The 16,877-nt window shown below is 68.6% G+C and carries 19 protein-coding genes; 7 read left to right on the plus strand and 12 right to left on the minus strand.

The window, feature by feature from the left end; all coding sequences use genetic code 11:
• Positions 1-8: 8 nt before the first annotated feature.
• The 3 genes from OMW55_RS12010 to OMW55_RS12020 all read right to left on the minus strand — a co-directional run bounded on the left by OMW55_RS12010 (position 9) and on the right by OMW55_RS12020 (position 2,245).
• Positions 9-230: a hypothetical protein gene (locus OMW55_RS12010; RefSeq protein ID WP_264883418.1), complete on the minus strand. Its 222-nt coding sequence runs from the start codon at positions 228-230 to the stop codon at positions 9-11.
• A complete protein-coding gene (locus OMW55_RS12015) occupies positions 227-622 on the minus strand; it encodes a RidA family protein (protein ID WP_264883419.1) in 396 nt (131 codons plus the stop codon). Before OMW55_RS12015 ends, OMW55_RS12010 begins: the two co-directional genes overlap by 4 nt.
• Before the next feature lie 123 nt (positions 623-745).
• A complete protein-coding gene (locus tag OMW55_RS12020) occupies positions 746-2,245 on the minus strand; it encodes a CoA-acylating methylmalonate-semialdehyde dehydrogenase (protein WP_264883420.1) in 1,500 nt (499 codons plus the stop codon).
• A gap of 80 nt (positions 2,246-2,325) precedes the next feature.
• Here OMW55_RS12020 and OMW55_RS12025 point away from each other — a divergent pair, with 80 nt between their 5' ends.
• Genes OMW55_RS12025 through OMW55_RS12035 form a run of 3 tightly spaced genes read left to right on the plus strand, consistent with a single transcriptional unit; the run spans position 2,326 to position 6,503 of the window.
• A complete protein-coding gene (locus tag OMW55_RS12025) occupies positions 2,326-3,771 on the plus strand; it encodes a M28 family peptidase (protein WP_264883421.1) in 1,446 nt (481 codons plus the stop codon).
• 40 nt (positions 3,772-3,811) lie between these two features.
• Complete coding sequence (rnr, locus tag OMW55_RS12030) at positions 3,812-6,082, plus strand: ribonuclease R (RefSeq protein ID WP_264883422.1); 2,271 nt, start codon at positions 3,812-3,814, stop codon at positions 6,080-6,082.
• A gap of 52 nt (positions 6,083-6,134) precedes the next feature.
• Entirely contained in the window at positions 6,135-6,503 is a 369-nt protein-coding gene (locus tag OMW55_RS12035; RefSeq protein WP_264883423.1) for a hypothetical protein, read from the plus strand.
• On the opposite strand, the gene rsmD is transcribed toward OMW55_RS12035, so the two are convergent.
• Together rsmD and OMW55_RS12045 are read right to left on the minus strand one after the other, a co-directional pair.
• Complete coding sequence (gene rsmD / locus OMW55_RS12040) at positions 6,500-7,036, minus strand: 16S rRNA (guanine(966)-N(2))-methyltransferase RsmD (RefSeq protein WP_264883424.1); 537 nt, start codon at positions 7,034-7,036, stop codon at positions 6,500-6,502. The genes OMW55_RS12035 and rsmD overlap by 4 nt on opposite strands.
• A complete protein-coding gene (locus OMW55_RS12045; protein ID WP_407822158.1) occupies positions 7,033-7,860 on the minus strand; it encodes a pseudouridine synthase in 828 nt (275 codons plus the stop codon). Before OMW55_RS12045 ends, rsmD begins: the two co-directional genes overlap by 4 nt.
• A 26-nt stretch (positions 7,861-7,886) precedes the next feature.
• On the opposite strand from OMW55_RS12045, the gene OMW55_RS12050 reads away from it, so the two are divergent.
• On the plus strand, positions 7,887-8,351 hold the full coding sequence (locus OMW55_RS12050) for a response regulator (RefSeq protein WP_264883425.1): 465 nt from the start codon (positions 7,887-7,889) through the stop codon (positions 8,349-8,351).
• Here OMW55_RS12050 and OMW55_RS12055 read toward each other — a convergent pair.
• Positions 8,348-9,490 (minus strand): aromatic ring-hydroxylating oxygenase subunit alpha, encoded by a 1,143-nt coding sequence (locus OMW55_RS12055; RefSeq protein ID WP_264883426.1) that lies wholly within the window; start codon positions 9,488-9,490, stop codon positions 8,348-8,350. The two genes, OMW55_RS12050 and OMW55_RS12055, sit on opposite strands and share 4 nt — an antisense overlap.
• A gap of 122 nt (positions 9,491-9,612) precedes the next feature.
• On the opposite strand from OMW55_RS12055, the gene OMW55_RS12060 reads away from it, so the two are divergent.
• Positions 9,613-10,959 carry an AmpG family muropeptide MFS transporter gene (locus OMW55_RS12060; RefSeq protein ID WP_407822159.1) on the plus strand — a complete coding sequence of 449 codons (1,347 nt, stop codon included), beginning with the start codon at positions 9,613-9,615 and terminating at the stop codon, positions 10,957-10,959.
• Here OMW55_RS12060 and OMW55_RS12065 read toward each other — a convergent pair.
• Genes OMW55_RS12065 through OMW55_RS12080 form a run of 4 tightly spaced genes read right to left on the minus strand, consistent with a single transcriptional unit; the run spans position 10,911 to position 14,083 of the window.
• On the minus strand, positions 10,911-12,203 hold the full coding sequence (locus OMW55_RS12065) for a bifunctional folylpolyglutamate synthase/dihydrofolate synthase (protein ID WP_264883428.1): 1,293 nt from the start codon (positions 12,201-12,203) through the stop codon (positions 10,911-10,913). The two genes, OMW55_RS12060 and OMW55_RS12065, sit on opposite strands and share 49 nt — an antisense overlap.
• Positions 12,203-13,063: an acetyl-CoA carboxylase, carboxyltransferase subunit beta gene (gene accD, locus OMW55_RS12070; protein WP_264883429.1), complete on the minus strand. Its 861-nt coding sequence runs from the start codon at positions 13,061-13,063 to the stop codon at positions 12,203-12,205. Before accD ends, OMW55_RS12065 begins: the two co-directional genes overlap by 1 nt.
• Before the next feature lie 55 nt (positions 13,064-13,118).
• Positions 13,119-13,793 (minus strand): orotidine-5'-phosphate decarboxylase, encoded by a 675-nt coding sequence (pyrF, locus tag OMW55_RS12075; protein ID WP_264883431.1) that lies wholly within the window; start codon positions 13,791-13,793, stop codon positions 13,119-13,121.
• On the minus strand, positions 13,790-14,083 hold the full coding sequence (locus tag OMW55_RS12080; RefSeq protein ID WP_264883432.1) for a LapA family protein: 294 nt from the start codon (positions 14,081-14,083) through the stop codon (positions 13,790-13,792). The genes pyrF and OMW55_RS12080 overlap by 4 nt, the downstream gene beginning before the upstream one ends.
• A gap of 180 nt (positions 14,084-14,263) precedes the next feature.
• Between OMW55_RS12080 and OMW55_RS12085 the strand changes: the two genes are divergently transcribed.
• Positions 14,264-15,568 (plus strand): serine hydrolase domain-containing protein, encoded by a 1,305-nt coding sequence (locus OMW55_RS12085; RefSeq protein WP_264883433.1) that lies wholly within the window; start codon positions 14,264-14,266, stop codon positions 15,566-15,568.
• On the opposite strand, the gene OMW55_RS12090 is transcribed toward OMW55_RS12085, so the two are convergent.
• On the minus strand, positions 15,569-15,775 hold the full coding sequence (locus OMW55_RS12090; protein WP_264883435.1) for a hypothetical protein: 207 nt from the start codon (positions 15,773-15,775) through the stop codon (positions 15,569-15,571).
• Positions 15,776-15,864: 89 nt separating this feature from the next.
• On the opposite strand from OMW55_RS12090, the gene OMW55_RS12095 reads away from it, so the two are divergent.
• Positions 15,865-16,362 carry a hemerythrin domain-containing protein gene (locus tag OMW55_RS12095; RefSeq protein WP_264883436.1) on the plus strand — a complete coding sequence of 166 codons (498 nt, stop codon included), beginning with the start codon at positions 15,865-15,867 and terminating at the stop codon, positions 16,360-16,362.
• On the opposite strand, the gene OMW55_RS12100 is transcribed toward OMW55_RS12095, so the two are convergent.
• The gene (locus tag OMW55_RS12100; RefSeq protein WP_264883437.1) at positions 16,359-16,772 is read right to left on the minus strand and encodes a DUF6356 family protein; all 414 of its coding nucleotides are present in this window, start codon (positions 16,770-16,772) and stop codon (positions 16,359-16,361) included. The two genes, OMW55_RS12095 and OMW55_RS12100, sit on opposite strands and share 4 nt — an antisense overlap.
• Positions 16,773-16,877: the final 105 nt, after the last annotated feature.

Consider the following 16,877-nt stretch of genomic DNA (forward strand, 5'->3'; position numbering starts at 1 on the left):
CCAGTATGTTAACGACTGGCCGGCGCGGCACTTCCATTTGCGAGCTGGTCGGTCGGGGTGGCGACGCTCTCGTCGGGCGGGAGGGTATCGATGTCGTTGGAGGCTGTGGCCCGGGCTGCTTCGGCAGCGGACAGACGGGCATCCTGGCGATCGGCCGCGGGGCGGCAGGCGATCAGCGAGGAAGCGGACGCGAACAGGCCGACAAGGGCAAACTTCGTGAGATTCTTCATGAGCTTATCAACGCTTCGGCTTCGACTTCGACCCGCCATTCGTCGCGCAGCAGGGCCGCAGTGACGATCATGGTGGCGGCCGGGCGGATCGCACCGAAAATCTCGCCATGGACAGCGCCGACCGCGTCGGCGTCGGCGGGGTCCGTGAGGTACATGCGGGTGCGGACGACGTCGGCGGGCGTCCCGCCGAGGTCGGCCATGGCGGCCAGGATGATGGCAAAGCAGCGGCGAGCCTGGGCCGCGGCGTCGCCGGGCGTCGAGGAGCCGTCCGGTTCGACCGGCGCGGTGCCTGAGACGAGGATGCGGTCGCCCACGCGGACCGCGCGGGAGAAGCCATAGCGGGCTTCGTAGGGGGAGGTGCCGGAGGTGCGACGAACGTGGGAGGCCGTCACGGGATTGGATCCCGTGACGTCGGTCCTGTCAGCCGCGGGCGGCTGCAGGCCAGCCGGCGACGGGCGGCTCTTGCACAATGACGCTCGCTCCGCTCCGCTTTCATTGTGCGCGGCGCCCTCCGCTCACCCCATGGTCGGAATTACGAAAGCGTTGGCCGCGTCGCCGACGCCACCGTCGGGCCAGCGCTGGGTCACGACCTTGGTCTTGGTCCAGAAGCGCAGGCCCTCCTGCCCATACTGGCCGATGTCGCCGAAACCCGAGCGCTTCCAGCCGCCGAAGCTGTGGTAGCTGACCGGCACTGGGATCGGCACGTTGACGCCGACCATGCCGACGTTGACCCGGCTGACGAACTCGCGCGCGGCGTGGCCATTGCGGGTGAAGATGGCGACGCCGTTGCCATAGTCGTGCTCGGACGGGAGGCGGACCGCTTCCTCGAAGTCGCGGGCGCGGACCATCTGCAGCACGGGGCCGAAGATTTCTTCCTGATAGGAACGCATGTCCGTGGTGACCCGGTCGAAGAAGGTCGGACCGACGAAGAAGCCGTCCTCGTTGCCCTGGAGCGAAAAGCCGCGGCCGTCGACCACCAGCTCGCCGCCCTCGTCGATGCACATCTGGATATAGCCCTCGACCCGCTCCTTGTGGGCCTTGCTGACCACCGGGCCATAGTGGGCGTCCGGGTCGGTCGACACGCCGATGCGCAGCGCTTCGATCGCCGGAATGAGCTTCTCGCGGAGGCGATCGGCCGTCTCGTCGCCGACGGGCACGACCACGGGCAGCGCCATGCAGCGCTCGCCGGCCGAGCCGAAGGCGGCGCCGGTGAGGTCGGTGACGACCTGGTCGAGGTCGGCGTCGGGCATGACGATGCCGTGGTTCTTGGCCCCGCCGAATGCCTGCACCCGCTTGCCGTTCGCGGTGCCGCGCGAGTAGATGTACTGGGCGATTTCGGACGAGCCGACAAAGCTGATGCCGGCGATATCCGGATGGTCGAGGATGGCGTCGACCATTTCCTTGTCGCCGTGGACGACGTTGAGGATGCCATCGGGCAGGCCCGCTTCCTTCATCAGCTCGGCCAGGCGCACGGGGACGGTCGGGTCGCGCTCGGACGGCTTGAGGATGAAGGCGTTACCGCAGGCGATTGCCATGCCAAACATCCACATCGGGATCATGGCGGGGAAGTTGAACGGCGTGATGCCCGCGCCGATGCCGATCGGCTGGCGCAGCGAGTAGACGTCGATGCCGGGGCCGGCGCCCTGCGTGTACTCGCCCTTGAGCGCCTGCGGGATGCCGCAGGTATATTCGATCACTTCCAGGCCGCGCTGGATGTCGCCCTTGGAATCCGCGAGCACCTTGCCATGCTCGCTGGAGAGCAGCTGCGCGAGCTCGTCCATGTGCTGCTCGATCAGTTCCTTGTAGCGGAACATGACTCGGGCGCGGCGCTGCGGGTTGGTCGCGGCCCAGGCCGGCTGCGCGGCCTTGGCGGCATCGACCGCCTGCTGGAGGTCGGTCGCGGTGCCGAGGCGGACGGTCGCCTGGACCTGGCCTTCGGACGGGTTGAACACCTCGGCCTGGCGGTCGCCGGACTGGAAGCTGCCGCCGCCGATGAAATGGTCGATGGTACGCATGGGGGTCTCCTCTTGGGCCGAGCCTCTAGCCAAGGCCGGGCGGCGATGCCAGTGAGTCGGGCCAAGAGGAGTGTCCGTCCATGCGCCGTATCGCGTTCCTGCCCGTCGTCCTGCTCGCCAGCCCGGCCGCAGCCCAGACCGCCACGCCCGAGCAACGGATGCAGGCGGCGGCGGACCAGGTCAGCCAGCAGCGGTTGTATCGCGACGTGGCCAAGCTGGTGAGCTTCGGTACGCGGCACACGCTGTCGTCCCAGACCGACAAGAAGCGCGGGATCGGGGCGGCGGTGCGCTGGGCCGAGGCGGAGCTGAAGAAGAACGGCCTGCAGACGCTGCAGACCTGCGACACGGTGATCAAGCCGCCGCGGGTGCCGACGCCGACCAAGGTCTGCAATGCGGTCGGCATCCAGCGCGGGACGGAGCGGCCGAACGACGTGGTGATCATCACCGGGCACATCGACAGCCGGGTGACCGACGTCATGAACGTCAATGCCGACCAGCCCGGCGCCAACGACGACGGATCGGGAACGGCGGCGGTGCTTGAGTCGGCACGGGTACTGTCGAAGCAGAAGTTCCCGGGCACCATCGTCTATGCGGCGCTGTCGGGCGAGGAGCAGGGGCTGCTGGGCGGCAAGATCCTGGCCGACTACGCCAAGGCGCAAGGCTGGAACGTGATCGCCAACCTCAACAACGACATCGTCGGTAATTCCTGCGGCTCGGACGGCGTGTGCAACGACAAGGTCGTGCGGGTCTTTTCCGAAGGGCCGCGGTGGCAGGGGCGGGAGGAGCTGGCGGCGGCACAGCGCAGCCTAGGCGGCGAAAATGATGCGCCGTCGCGCAACATCAGCCGCTTCCTGGACCGGCTGGCGGAGCGGCTGCCGGGCATTGGGCTGGACGTCATGCAGGTGTGGCGTAACGACCGCTTCGGGCGCGGCGGCGACCATACCGAGTTCCTCAACAACGGCTTCCCGGCGGTGCGCTTCTCGGTGGCGGTCGAGAATTACGACCAGCAGCACCAGGACCTCAGAACCGAAGGAGGCAAGGTCTATGGCGACACCATCGACAAGATGGATTTTCCGTACCTGACCAAGGTAGTGAAGCTGAACACCGCCGCGCTGATGGCGCTGGCGAGTGCGCCGCCGCCGCCGGTCAACGCTCGGGTGGAAGGAGCCGTGCAGACCTTTACGCGCGCTCTATGGGAAGAGTCGGAGGGCTCACAATCTTATGTCGTGCGGTGGCGGCGTACGGACGCCTCGAATTGGACGGAACAGGTCGCCATGCCCAGGCACCGAGCCGAGACGAGCCGTGGTCCTTCCATGTGCCAGATGCTGCGCGGCGACGGTACTCCTCCTCCGCCACAGCAGCGCGTGAACTTCGGCTGTCAGATCGAATTGAGGAGTATCCGCGTCGACGACTGGGTGTTTGGTGTCTCGTCGGTCAGCGCAGATGGGTGGGAGAGCCCGGTGGCGAGTGCGGTGCCGGGTGGGGCGTTCAAGCCGTATGTGGCGCCTCCAGCCGCCGCGAAGTGAGTTGCTGCAACAAGTTCGACGTGGCGGCGTAGAGTAGGCCATGCCTCGCAAACCCGCCCACGCCGGCCTGCCGACCCGCCAGCAAATCCTCGACTTCATCCAGCAATCCGGCCAGCCCGCGGGCAAGCGGGAGATCGCGCGGGCGTTTGGGCTGAACGGGCATGACAAGATCATGCTCAAGTCCCTGCTCAAGGACATGGCCGACGAGGGGCTGATCGACTCGGCGCCGGGCCGCACGTTCCACAAGGCGGGCGGGGTGCCGAAGGTCACGGTGCTGCGGATTGTCGCGGTCGAAGACCAGGCAGTTGCGGTGCCGGAAAGTTGGCATGGGGACGGGCCGCCCCCGAAGCTGCGAGTCATCGAAAAGGGCCGGCGATCGGCTCTGGCGCTGAACGACCGCATCCTGGCGCGGACGGAGGAGCGCGGGCAGGGCCATGTCGCGCACCTGATGAAGAAATTGCAGCGCTCGGCCGACCTGATCCTGGGCGTCGTCCACGAGGACGAGGACGGCAAGCGCTGGCTTAAAGCCGTCGACAAGCGCGAGCGGCGGCAGTTGCCGATCAGCGAGTTGGGCGAGGCGCAGACCGGCGACCTGGTGCTGGCCGAGCCGTCCGGACGGCCGCCGCGGGTGTCGGCACGGGTCGATGCGGTGCTGGGCGACCCGTTCGCGCCGCGCAGCTTCTCGCTGATCGCCATCCACAAGCATGGCCTGCCAGTCGAGTTCCGGGACGAGACGATCGCCGAGGCGACCGAGGTCTCGCAATTGCCGCTGGGAGAGCGCGAGGACCTCAGGCACCTGCCGATCGTCGCGATCGACCCCGCTGACGCGCGCGACCATGACGATGCGATCTGGGCGAGCCCACGCGAGGAGGGCGGCTGGGATGCGATCGTCGCCATCGCCGACGTCAGTTTCTACGTGCGGCCGGGATCGGCGCTGGACCGCGAGGCGCGGCGGCGGGGTAACAGCGTCTACTTCCCCGACCGGGTCGTGCCGATGCTGCCGCACGAACTGTCGAGCGACATCTGTTCGCTGAAGGAAGGGCAGGACCGGGCGGCGCTCGCCTGCCACCTGGAGGTGGCGAAGGATGGGACGCTCAGAAATTGGCGGTTCAGCCGGGCGGTGATCCGGGTGGCGGGCAACATCGCCTATGAGGATGCGCAGGCCGCGATGGACGCGGCGGGCGAGGAGCGGACGGAGGTCGCTTCGTCGCCCTGCTCGATGCCGGAGATCGAGGGTCCGGTCGCTCCCGAGTTGGTGAATGGCGCACTCAAGCCGTTGTGGGCCTGCTGGCGGGCGCTGCTGGCAGCGCGCAACCGGCGCGAGCCGCTGGAGCTGGACCTGCCCGAGCGGCAAGTGGTGCTGGACGAGAAGGGGCGGATCGCGTCGGTGGCGCCGCGTGAGCGGCTGGACGCGCACCGGCTGGTCGAGGATTACATGATCGCCGCCAACGTCGCGGCGGCCAAGGCGCTGGAGGCGAAGAAAGCGCCGGTCATGTACCGGGTGCACGAGACTCCGGGCCGCGAGAAGCTGACGGCGCTCAAGGACTATCTCAAGACCTTCGACCTGGAGTTCGCGCTGGGGCAGGTGGTGAAGCCGGCCACCTTCAACCGGATCATCGAACGCGTCGGCGACAGCGAGGCGCGGCCCGAGATCATGGAGATGCTGCTGCGCACGCAGACGCAGGCGCGCTACTCGCCGGACAACCTGGGGCACTTCGGGCTGTCACTCGGGTCGTACGCCCACTTCACCTCGCCGATACGACGCTACGCCGACCTGCTGGTGCACCGCAGCCTGGTGCGGTCCTATGGGCTGGGCGAGGGCGGGCTGCCGGCCGAGGATGCCGAGCGGTTTACGGAGATCGGCGAGAATATCTCGATGCTGGAGCGGCGGGCGATGGAGGCGGAGCGCGAGACGCTGGACCGCTATGTCGCGGCCTACCTGGCCGACCATGTCGGGCAGCTGCTGGACTGCCGGATTACCGGGGTGCAGCCGTTCGGCTTTTTCGCGACCGTGGACGGGCTGGGCGGCGACGGGCTGATTCCCGCGGGCGAGCTGGGTAACGAGTATTTCCGCTACGATGAGGCGGCGCGGTCGCTGGTCGGGGACGAGACACAGGAGACCTACCGGGTCGGACAGCGGCTACAGCTGCGGCTGGTGGAGGCTAATCCGGTCAGCGGCGCGCTGCGGTTCGAGCCGCCGGAGGGCAGCTACGGACGAGGGATGGGCCCGCGCAAGGACCGGGTGCGGCGACCGCCGATGGGACGCCGCGGGCGACCGGCCAACATCCGGCACCAGGGCAAGAAGCGCTGACCTTGCCCGTGGCGCGTTGCTGCCGGTAGCATCGCGGCAAGCGAACAGGAGAATGAGCGTGGCCAAGGACAAGAAGAGCAAGAAGGCCAAGGACGCCCACCCGAACGACCGGCTTGAGGTCGTCGGGCACGAGAACGGCGGAAAGAAGGGCAAGAAAGCGAAGAAAGCCAAGGACGAAGGCCAGGGCGTTGGCGGCGGGCTGGAAGCGCTGGCGTCCAAGGTGCTCGACCATCCGCTGGTGGCCGACCTGCTGGCCGTAGGCGCCATGGCGGCCGTGGCGGCCATTGCCGAAAGCGGTAAGGCCGACCCGGCTGCCGCCAAGAGCAAGGATTCGGTGAAGAAGGCCGGCAAGGCGGCCGCGGCGGCGATCGGGACCCGCCTGCTGAAGGAAGTGACGATCGGCGGCGCGAAGAAGGGCTAGGCGGGGCGGCGCAACAGAGTCAGCCGCGCGCGGCCAGTGTCGCGCTCGGCGGCAAGTTCATACGGACCAGGGTCGACGGCCTGGCCGCGTTCGGTTTCCACCGCCAGCCAGCCGCCGGGTGCGAGCCAATCGGCCGCGCTGACCGCCGCCACCACCTTCCTGCCGGAATTGGCCGCGTAGGGCGGATCAGCCAGGATCAGGTCCAAGGTGCGGCCGCGGGGCAGGCGCTCTGCGGAGGTGGCGAGGACTTCGACCGCAGCGCCCAGGGTGCGGGCGTTGGCTTCGATCGTGCGGCGGGCGGCAGCATCGGTTTCGACGAACACGGCCGATGCGGCGCCGCGGGACAGCGCCTCAAGGCCGAGCGCGCCCGAGCCGGCGTAGAGGTCGGCGACGGTTAAATCATCGAAGCTGCCGAGTCGGCTGGTCAGCATGCTGAACAGGGTTTCGCGGGTGCGGTCGGCGGTCGGGCGGGTGGTCATGCCCGGCGGCGCGGCGAGCGGGCGGCCCCGCCAGCGCCCGGCGATGATCCTCACTTGAGCGTCTGGCGGAAGCGGAACAGGTCTTCACGCTGGACTTCGGCGACCTGGCCGGGCTCCAGCTCGTCCGCGCCAAGCGGGCCGTAGCTGGTGCGGATCAAGCGGGAGACCTGCAGGCCGAGGTAGGCGAGGACGCGGCGCACCTCCCGGTTCTTGCCTTCGGTCAGCGCCAGCTCGATCCAGGTGTTGCGGCCGGTGCGGCGTTCCAGGTTGGCGTCGATCGAGCCGTAGCGCACGCCCTCGATCTCCACGCCTTCCGCCAGTTCCTCCAGCTGTTCCTGCGTGATGTCGCCGAACGCGCGGGCACGGTAGCGGCGGACCACGCCAGTCTTCGGCAGCTCGAGCTGGCGCTTCAGCTCGCCGTCGTTGGTGAGCAGCAGCAGGCCTTCCGTCATGAAGTCGAGTCGGCCGACCGGCATGACCCGCGGCAGGCCGGCGGGGAGCCGGTCGTAGATGGTGGGGCGGCCCTTGGGATCGTTGGCGGCCGTGAGGCAGCCGGCCGGCTTGTAGAAGCGCCACAGGCGGGCGGCGGCGGGCGGGCGCACCGGCTTGCCGTCGACGGTGACGCCGGCAAGGTCGGTGAGGATGGTGGCGGGGGTGGTCAGCTTCTCGCCGTTCAAGGCGATGCGGCCGTCGGCGATCATGCGCTCGATCTCGCGGCGGGAAGCCACGCCGGCGCGGGCGAGCAGCTTGGCGATGCGCTGCGGCTCGCCGGCGGTGTGCTGCGGTGCCTCGGCGGAGCCCCCGCGCGCCGGAGCGCTCTTTTTCTGCGTCCGCTTTTGCGGCACAGGTGAGGCTCTCGTTCGTTCCGGGGGCAAAATATGCGTCCTTGGGTGAAAGGTGTGCTTTGGGGCTGTTCGGCAAGCGGAAGCGGATCGTCAAGCGTATCCTGATCGTGGAGGACGAGCCGCTGGTCGCCTTCGACAATGAGACCATGGTCGCCGACGCCGGTTATGAGGTGGTCGCCACTGTCGATGACCACGACGATGCGGTCGAGGTGCTCGAGAGTGAATGCGAGCCGCTGCCGCCGAGCGGGGACGAGGACGAGGATCCGCGCGGGGTCCACCTGATCCTGACGGATATCAGCCTGGCGGGCGACAAGGACGGCTATGCACTGGCGCGGGAAGCGAAACGGCGCGGCATCCCCGTGCTGTTCGTCACGGCCACCCCGCCGGAAGGCGCGGAGGAGCTGGTGCTGGGCTATCTGCTGAAGCCGTACCAGGAGCGGACGCTTCAGGCGGCGCTGAAGATGATTGACCGCAAGCTGAGCGGACAGCCGGTGAAGAAGGTGGACGGACTGGTTCTCTACTAGGCGAGCGCTTCATCCATCAGGCGGTGGAAGTCGACGACGCCCGCCTCCAGTGTACCGAGTGTGATCTGATCGATCAGGCCGGAGGCCAGCCCCTGGTGGCAGAGGGCTGCGGCGCGGAAGTCCTCGGCGCCGAAGGTGCCCCCGTCGAGCAGGTCCCAGCTCTTGCGCCAGTGCGCCTCCGCCTCGGGCGTGCCCGGCGGCTCGGGAATGAGCATGACGTCCTCCACCAGGGTGCGGCCGACCGCCTGTGGATAGCAGAGCAGCAGGTTCACATAGTCGGGCGAGACGATGATCACGCTGTTAGGGAAGAAGTGGTAGGTGAAGGTTGCGGCGCCGCGCACCTGTCGCCAGTCGTCCGGGTCCATGCCGGCGAGATAGTCGGCGCGGGCGACCACGGCGCGCTGGTGGCGGCCGATCCGGTCGGCGACGGTGATGCCGTCGGTGAAGAACTTGGCGATGGTGGCGGCGTGCAGCCGTTGGACGTGGTAGCTTTCAAGAAAGGCGTCGATCACCAGCTTCCAGTTGGCCGCGACGTCGTGTGTGCGGCGGCGGTAGAGGTGGAGGCCGGCGAGACCGAACGCGTCCATGTCGTCGCTGAGCGCCGCCACGGGCGCGAAGTCGGCGGCGGGATCGGGCGAGGACCAGATCAGTCCGCCGCTCTCGTGCGCGGCGAACCGGCGCAGCGGCATGGTCGCCTTGTCGAGGCCGGGGAAGCAGTCGGGGCGCGGCACGCCGGCAAGGGCGCCGTCCGGCTTGTAGGCCCAGGCATGGTACGGGCAGACGATACGGGCGGCTGGGATGACCTCGCCGGTTTCGATCAGGCGGGTGCCGCGGTGGCGGCAGACGTTGGCGAGAACGTGCACGCGGCCGTCGGCGTCGCGGCTGACGATCAGCGGCAAGCCATAGTCGTCGTGGGTGACGGCGGTGTTCGGCTTCGGCAGCAGCGCCGAAGGGCCGAGTAGCAGCGGCGTGCGCGCAAACAGCCGTTCCTGCTCGCGAACGAAGCGGTCCGGGTCGGTGTAGAGGTTGGCGCGGAGCGTGGCGGTGGCGGCGCCCGCGTCCGAATGGCCTTGCACAAGCCGGTCGATCAGCGCGCGCTGGCCCGGCGTCGGGCGCGACGAACGGAGCGGTGCGTCCATGGCAAGGGAGACTGCGCCTGTTGCGCCCCGCTTTCAAGCGGCTAGGGTCGAGGGCGAGTAGCGGGGAGATCAGCGTGGCGACAGTGGCGGACGAGAGGCGGGAGCTTGGCTGGCGGAGGTCGCTGCCCGCGGGTCTGCGGCCGTATACGGAGGGTGCGCCGATCGCCGCGCTGTTCCTCGGCGTCTCGTCGGGCTTTCCCTACGCCATGATCGGCGCGACGCTGACCACCCGGCTGAAGCAGGACGGCATCGACAAGTCGACCATCACCGCGTTCAGCCTCGTCTTCCTGATGTACAATCTCAAGTTCCTGTGGGCGTGGATCATCGACGGCGTGCGCCTGCCCGGCCTTGGCCGGCTCGGGCAGCGGGTGTCGTGGATGCTGGTAACCGGCGCGGCGGTGATCGCGGCGGTGGCCAACCTCGCCTTCGCCAACCCGGCCGACATCGGCTCGGTCGTGACCGCCGCCATCCTGGTCGGGATCGCCGGCGCCAGCTTCGATATCGTGATTGACGCGTACCGGATCGAGGCGCTGGAGCCCCGGCAGTTGGGCGTCGGGTCCGGCATGAGCCAGTATGGCTGGCGCATCGGTTCGGCTGGCGCGGGCGCGCTGGCGCTGGTCGTATCGGCCCGCTCCGGCTGGGAGATGGCGTACCTGGCCTGTGCCGGGCTGGCGCTGCCGGCAATGATCACGGCGCTGATCTATGGCGAGCCGAGCCGGCACCGTGCTCCGAAGGATCGGCCGGCGCTCGCGGCGACGGTCGAGGCCGTATGGAAGCCGTTCGTCGAGTTCTTCCAACGCCGCGGCGCCTTCCTGGTGCTGCTCTTCATCCTGCTGCACAAGATTGGCGACACGCTGGCGAACCTGACCTTCCGCCTGCTGTTCGACGACCTCGGTTTCTCCAACGACGAGATCGCCCTGTACGACGTGGGTGTCGGTTTCTGGGCCTATCTGATCGGCATCTTTATCGGCGGTGTCATGTACACCCGGCTGGGCATGAAGCGTTCGGTGATGATCAGCCTTATCCTGATGGCGGTCAGCAATTTCAGCTTCGCGTTGCTGGCGGGAGCTGGGCACAGCAACCTTGGCATGGCCGGCGCGATCGGGTTCGAGAATATCGCCAGCGGCATCGGCGGCGTGTGTGTCGTGGCCTACTTCTCCGCGCTATGCGACCTGCGCTTCACGGCCGCGCAATATGCGTTGATCTCGGCCGGAGCGAGCATCGTCGGCCGGTTCCTGACGGGGACCACGGCCGGCGCGCTGATCGACGCCATGGGTTACCCGAACTTCTACCTGATGACGACGGCGGCCGCTCTGCCTGGCATCCTGCTGTTCTGGCTGATGATGCGGATGGGGCTGATCGACAGTTCGATGGGATCAGCGGGGGTGGTCGGTGAGGGCGACGCGCGGGCCGATGCGCCTCAGGAAGGGGACTCGTCGTTGAGCGCGAGCACCTCGCCCGCAAGGTAAAGCGAGCCGGCGATCAGGGCCGGCGCCTCGGCCGGAATGGCGGTGAGGGCGTCGGCGACGGTGGCGTGGGCGGTGGCGGGGAGGCCGAGGTCTTGTGCGGTCGCGGCGAGGTCGTGGGGTTTACTCGCGAGCTCGTGGGTGAAGCCGACGGCGTGAACCTGGGTCGCGACGCCGCGAAAGGGGGCCAGCAGGCCGCGGGCGTCCTTGGTGGTCAGCACGCCCGTGACGAGGTGCAGCGGGCCGCTGACGAGGCCTGACATTGCCTCCGCCAGCGCTTCCGCTGCCTGGGGATTGTGGCCGCCGTCCAGCCAGACCTGACGATCGCCGATCAGGGGTCCGGGCCGGAGCTGCTGCAGACGAGCGGGCCAGCGGGTGTCGCGCATGGCGGCAGCGAGCGCGGTCTCGGGAAGGGCTAAGTCGGACTGGTGGCGGAGCATGCCAATTGCCAGCCCGGCATTATCGACCTGGTGCGCGCCCGGGAGCGCAGGACGGGGCAGGCGCAGGTCGCCCGCACCGTCGCGATAGTGGAGGTGGTCGACGTGGGACCAGACGTCCCAGCCGTTTCCTTGCGCGATGAGCGTGGCACCAACGGCCGCCGTGACTTCCGCGACGCGTGCGGCGACTTCCGGCGGGTAGGCGAGGGTGACGAGCGGCACGCCGGGCTTGGCGATGGCGGCCTTCTCGGCGGCAATGCCGGTCAGCTCGGCGCCTAACCACTGCTGGTGGTCGTGCCCAAGCGCCGCAATGCCGGTGACCAGCGGGCGGGCGATGACGTTGGTGGCGTCGAGGCGGCCACCCATGCCGACCTCCAGCACCAGCGCGTCCGCGGGGGTGCGCGCGAAGGCGAGAAAAGCGGCAGCGGCCGTCACTTCGAAGAAGCTCGGTTCGATAGCGGCGCTGGCGTCCAGCACTTCGCCGAGCAGGGCGGCGAGCCGGTCGTCGTCGATCAAGGTGCCGGCCAGGCGGATGCGTTCGTTGAAGCGGACGAGGTGCGGCGAGGTGAAGGCGTGGACGCGGTGCCCGGCTGCTTCCAGCGCGGTGCGGAGGAAGGCGCAGGTGGACCCCTTGCCATTGGTGCCGGCCACGTGGAGCACGGGGGGAAGCCGGTCCTGCGGGCGGCCGAGCCGGTCGAGCAGGCTTGTGATGCGCTCCAGCCCCAGGCGGTCGCCACCCGGGCTGAGCGCAGCCAGTCGGTCGAGCTGCGCCTGGACGCCCGGATGATCCGAGCGTGCGCCGTCAGCCATCAGGCGGCCTCGGCCTCGCTCTCCGGTGCGAGATAGGCGATGAGCTTGCCGATGGTGGCGCGCAGGTCGCCGCGGGGGACGACCAGGTCGACCATGCCGTGGTCGCGAAGATACTCGGCGCGCTGGAAGCCGTCGGGCAGCTTCTCGCGGATAGTCTGCTCGATGACGCGCTGGCCGGCGAAGCCGATCAGGGCGCCCGGCTCGGCCAGTTGCACGTCGCCCAGCATTGCGTAGCTGGCGGTGACGCCGCCGGTGGTGGGGTCGGTCAACACGACGATGTAAGGCAAGCCGGCTTCGCGCAGTTCGGCCAGCGCCACGGTGGTGCGCGGCATCTGCATCAAGCTGAGGATGCCTTCCTGCATGCGGGCGCCGCCGGCCGCCGTGAAGATGATGTAGGGAGCACGGGCCTCGATCGCGGCGCGGACCCCGGCCAGGAAGGCGGAACCGACCGCGACGCCCATGGAGCCGCCCATGAAGGCGAAATCCTGCACGCCGACCACGGCCGTCCGACCTTCGACCTGGCCGCGGGCATTGATCAGGGCGTCGCGTTCTTCGGTGGCGGTGCGGGCGGCTTTCAGACGGTCGACATAGCGCTTGGTGTCGCGGAACTTGAGCGGGTCCTCCCGCGCCTCGGGGGCGGCGAGTTCGTCATACTTGCCCTCGTCGAACAGGATGGCGAAGCGCTGGTGCGCACGGATACGGTCGTGGTGGTCGCAGCGCGGGCAGACAAAGAGATTGTCCTCCCATTCCTTGAGGAACACCATCGAGTCGCACTTCTTGCACTTGTGCCAGAGGTTCTCGGCGACCTGCCGCTTGGGAAGGAAGGAGATGCTGTTGCGGACCCGGTTCAGCCAGCTCATCGACGTATGTTCTTTCGGGAAACAGGAAGCGGTGAGGCCCTAGCGCCGCCCGCCTCTACAGGGAAGCGGCGATCGCGCGCGCGGCCTCGGCCGGGCTCTCGGCGGCGGTGACCGGTCGCCCGACGACCAGCATGGAGGCTCCGGCGGCGAGTGCTTGCGCAGGGGTCATGACCCGCTTCTGGTCGCCGGTGTCGCTGCCGGCCGGGCGCACGCCGGGCACGACGAAGTAGCCGTCGGGCCAGGCAGCCCTGGCGCCCGCGACCTCCGCGCCCGAGCAGACGATCCCGTCGCAGCCGGCGCGGCGGCTGAGGTCGGCCAGGCGCCTGACCTGGACGTCGGCCGCGTCGCAGACACCGATGTCGGCCAGGTCACCATCGTCGAGGCTGGTCAGAACGGTGACTGCCACTACCTTGGTGTCCTCGGGCGCGGCGGCCCTGGCGGCCGCGAGCATCGCCTCGCCACCCGCCGCGTGGACCGTCAGGACGGCCGGCCTGAGGGGCGCGAGCGCCGCCACCGCCTTGCCGACCGTGTTGGGGATGTCGTGGAGCTTCAGATCGAGGAAGATCGGCAATCCTTCGCACGCCAGTCCGCGGACGCCACCCGGGCCGTTAGCGACGAAGAACTCCAAACCGAGCTTGATCCCGCCGGCATGCGGGCGGACGGCGGCGGCCAGCCGCTGCGCCCGCGACAGGTCCGGCGTGTCGATCGCGATGAACACGGGGCTGGTCATGGTACGATGGGCGCGGTCTCGGCCGGGTTCACCGCCGGCGGGTTGGCCAGGACCTCCGCCTGGTGGGACTGCACCGCCAGCCGGCGCTTCAGCGTCCAGATCCGCCCGCGCAGGATGATGAGCGTGGGGAGCAGGCCGAGCAGGAACGCGATCGCGATCAGCAGCGGAATCTTGATGTCCAGCTGCAGGCTGCCCCACAGGTTGAGGGTCACGTCCGACCAGTTGTTCCTTGCCATGATCGCGAGGAACGCCGCCACGACCACCCAGAACAATGTGCGCAGGAACTGCATGGGCGTCACCGATAGGCGAGCCGTGCGATCTTTTCCAGCGGCGGTGCGTTCGTCGCTGCAACCTATCGTTTCAGCGCAGCGAAGCGACGGGCCCGTTGAGAGGAGGCCCACGGAGCGCCACACGGGCGGTCCGGGGAGGATGAAACACTGAAGAGGACCACGCTGTTCGGCGCTGGCGCCGTGTTGCTGGTTGGGGCCGCGCTGGCGAGTGTCCGCGTGGTCGAGCCGGCGCAGGGCTCTGCCGCGCAAGGCGCCGGCGCACCGGTCGCCGCTAACCTGGCGCTCGCCAAGGTCACGCCGGCTGCGCGCCGCGACGTCAACTACGCCCAGATCGACGAGCGCCTGAAGCGCCTGGTGGAGAAGCCAGGCGTCGTGGGCGTCGCTGTTGGCATCGTCGAGAACGGCCGCATCACGTTCCTGAACGGCTATGGCGAGACGGTGGCTGGGTCGGGCGACAAGGTCACGCCGGCGACGGTGTTCCGTTGGGCCTCGGTTAGCAAGGGCGTCGCCGGCACCATGGTCGCGAAGCTGGCCGAGCAGGGCAAGGTCGACCTCAACGGCCCGCTGGTGAACTATGCGCCGGGATTGAAGCTGCCGAACGGCGGCGAGTATCGGGTGACGGTCAGCGACCTCCTCAGCCACCGGTCGGGCCTGCCGAAGCACGCCTTCGACAACAAGCTGGAGGAAGGCCAGCCAGTGCCGGTGCTCAAGGCGCAGTTGGCGACGGTCGGTCTGGGCTGCGCGCCGGGGACGTGCTGGAGCTACCAGAACGTCGCATATGACGGCGCCAGCGACATCGTCGCCAAGGCAACGGGCAAACCCTACCAGGAGGTGGTCGCCCAGCAGCTGTTCGGGCCGATCGGCATGAGTTCGGCGACGATGACCCGCGACGGATTGATGACCGCACGCAGCTGGGCACGGCCGCACAGCGTCGGTCGGCGACCGCTGGAAGTGACGCAGCCCTACTACGACGTGCCGGCGGCCGGCGGCGTCAACAGCAACATCAAGGACCTGGCGCTGTGGATGATCGCGCAGGCCGGCGGCATGCCGACCGTGCTCTCGCCCAAGGTGCTGGCCACCATTCATCAGCCGCTGGTCAAGACGCCGGGCGAGCGGGCGCGGCTGCGCAAGTTCCTCGAGCGGGTCGGCGACGCTTATTACGGCCTCGGCTGGCGTTCGTATAATTACGCCGGGCACACGATCGTCGGCCATCGCGGTGGCGTGAACGGCTACCGCTCGCTGATCCTGTTCGATCCGCAGCTGAAGAGCGGCGTGGTGGCGCTATGGAACAGCAACACGAACCAGCCGGGCGGCCTGGAGTTCGAGGTGATGGATATGCTCTACCACCTGCCGTTCCGCGACTGGCTGGAGCTGAACAAGGTGCCCGGCAAGGTGCCGACCGCGCCAGCCGAGCAGCCGGAGGAACAGCCAACAACCGAGGTAGCGCTGGCCGGGTCCGGTGGTGGGACGACGCGTGGACGCTAGCTAGGCACCGGTCCGCCGCTCCACTGCGTGCAGTTCGTGCAGTTGCTTGCGGCTTGCGGCCCAGCGCAGCAGCATGCCGGTGATCGACGTCGCCATGCCCGCCAGCAGCGCCGGAAGGTGCCATGAGGGATCCTCGGGGCTGGGCCAAGCGACGGAGCCGAGCAGCATCACGCTGATGATCGAGACGAAATAACCCAAGCCGCGCATCGGGCCTCCTCCAGCTGTTGCGACTGCTTCGCAGGCGGAACAACTGTTCCGGCGCGCCGGTTTCATGGGGCGTTATTCAGGAGAGCTCCATGCCCGACGCCATCACCTTGTTGAAGGAAGACCACCGCAAGCTTGAAGGCCTGTTCAAGGACTTCCAGGACGCCAAGGGCAACGGGGCCAAGAAGAAACTGGCCGAGCAGATCTGCGCCGAGATCATCGTTCATAGCCAGATCGAGGAAGAGATCTTCTACCCGGCATGCGAGGGCAAGGTGGAGGAGGCCGACCTCAAGGAAGCCTATGTCGAGCATGACGCGGCCAAGGTGCTGGTGGCCGAGATCGCACACGGCGGGCCCGACGACGAATATTACGACGGCAAGGTCAAGGTGCTGCAGGAAGAGATGGAGCACCACATCAAGGAAGAGGAAGGTTGGCTCCACGGCATCTTCAGCCAGGCCAAGCGCCACGGCGTCGACATGGACGCGGTGGGCGAGCAGCTGAAGAAGCGGCGGTCGGAGCTGATGGCCAAGATCGACAAGGACGGGCTGCCCAAGGTCAAGCTCACCACCATGGACGACGTCAAGGTTTAGGCGACCGGCTCCAGGTCCGGGTTTGTGCGGAGGTAGGCAACGGGCACCGCGAGGCAGAGGAGGCCGAGCGGGATCATCAGCACGTTGCCGCCGCCGCGCAGCATCAGCAGCAACGGCGGGACCGACAAGAGCAGAAGCGTGGTCAGCACCAGTGCGCCCGAGCCACTGCGAGCGGTCGGCCGAAGGCGCTCGCGGTCCCGGAACAATTCACTGAGCAAGGCGACGATACGGCTGGCCGAAGTGCGGCAGACGCCGGGCACCAGAGCGTGAACGAGGCAGGCCAGCGCCGCCGACAGCAGCAGCGTCGCGACCAGCAGGGCAAAGCCAAGGTGCTGGAAATAGCCCTCGCGGGCCTGCGCAAGGTGCTCGCGGCTGGCGCCGATGATGGACCGGTCCGACATGACGCGCATTGCATCGTGCTTGCGCCACGCCGTCAACCGGCCGCGCGACGGACGGCCGCAAAAGAAGGCCGGCGCCGCGACAGGGGGTGCGCGGCGCCGGCAGGTGCGGCGGCG

This window comes from Sphingomonas arvum (genome assembly GCF_026013565.1).
Lineage (GTDB): Bacteria > Pseudomonadota > Alphaproteobacteria > Sphingomonadales > Sphingomonadaceae > Sphingomicrobium > Sphingomicrobium arvum.

Bases quoted from the DNA above. Each gene is read 5' to 3' on its own strand.
- OMW55_RS12095 (WP_264883436.1), top strand. From the start codon at position 15,865: ATGCCCGACGCCATCACCTTGTTGAAGGAAGACCACCGCAAGCTTGAA.
- OMW55_RS12010 (WP_264883418.1), bottom strand. From the start codon at position 230: ATGAAGAATCTCACGAAGTTTGCCCTTGTCGGCCTGTTCGCGTCCGCT.
- accD (WP_264883429.1), bottom strand. From the start codon at position 13,063: ATGAGCTGGCTGAACCGGGTCCGCAACAGCATCTCCTTCCTTCCCAAG.
- pyrF (WP_264883431.1), bottom strand. From the start codon at position 13,793: ATGACCAGCCCCGTGTTCATCGCGATCGACACGCCGGACCTGTCGCGG.
- OMW55_RS12055 (WP_264883426.1), bottom strand. From the start codon at position 9,490: ATGGACGCACCGCTCCGTTCGTCGCGCCCGACGCCGGGCCAGCGCGCG.
- OMW55_RS12080 (WP_264883432.1), bottom strand. From the start codon at position 14,083: ATGCAGTTCCTGCGCACATTGTTCTGGGTGGTCGTGGCGGCGTTCCTC.
- OMW55_RS12065 (WP_264883428.1), bottom strand. From the start codon at position 12,203: ATGGCTGACGGCGCACGCTCGGATCATCCGGGCGTCCAGGCGCAGCTC.
- rnr (WP_264883422.1), top strand. From the start codon at position 3,812: ATGCCTCGCAAACCCGCCCACGCCGGCCTGCCGACCCGCCAGCAAATC.
- OMW55_RS12090 (WP_264883435.1), bottom strand. From the start codon at position 15,775: ATGCGCGGCTTGGGTTATTTCGTCTCGATCATCAGCGTGATGCTGCTC.
- OMW55_RS12020 (WP_264883420.1), bottom strand. From the start codon at position 2,245: ATGCGTACCATCGACCATTTCATCGGCGGCGGCAGCTTCCAGTCCGGC.
- OMW55_RS12035 (WP_264883423.1), top strand. From the start codon at position 6,135: ATGAGCGTGGCCAAGGACAAGAAGAGCAAGAAGGCCAAGGACGCCCAC.
- OMW55_RS12100 (WP_264883437.1), bottom strand. From the start codon at position 16,772: ATGCGCGTCATGTCGGACCGGTCCATCATCGGCGCCAGCCGCGAGCAC.
- OMW55_RS12025 (WP_264883421.1), top strand. From the start codon at position 2,326: ATGCGCCGTATCGCGTTCCTGCCCGTCGTCCTGCTCGCCAGCCCGGCC.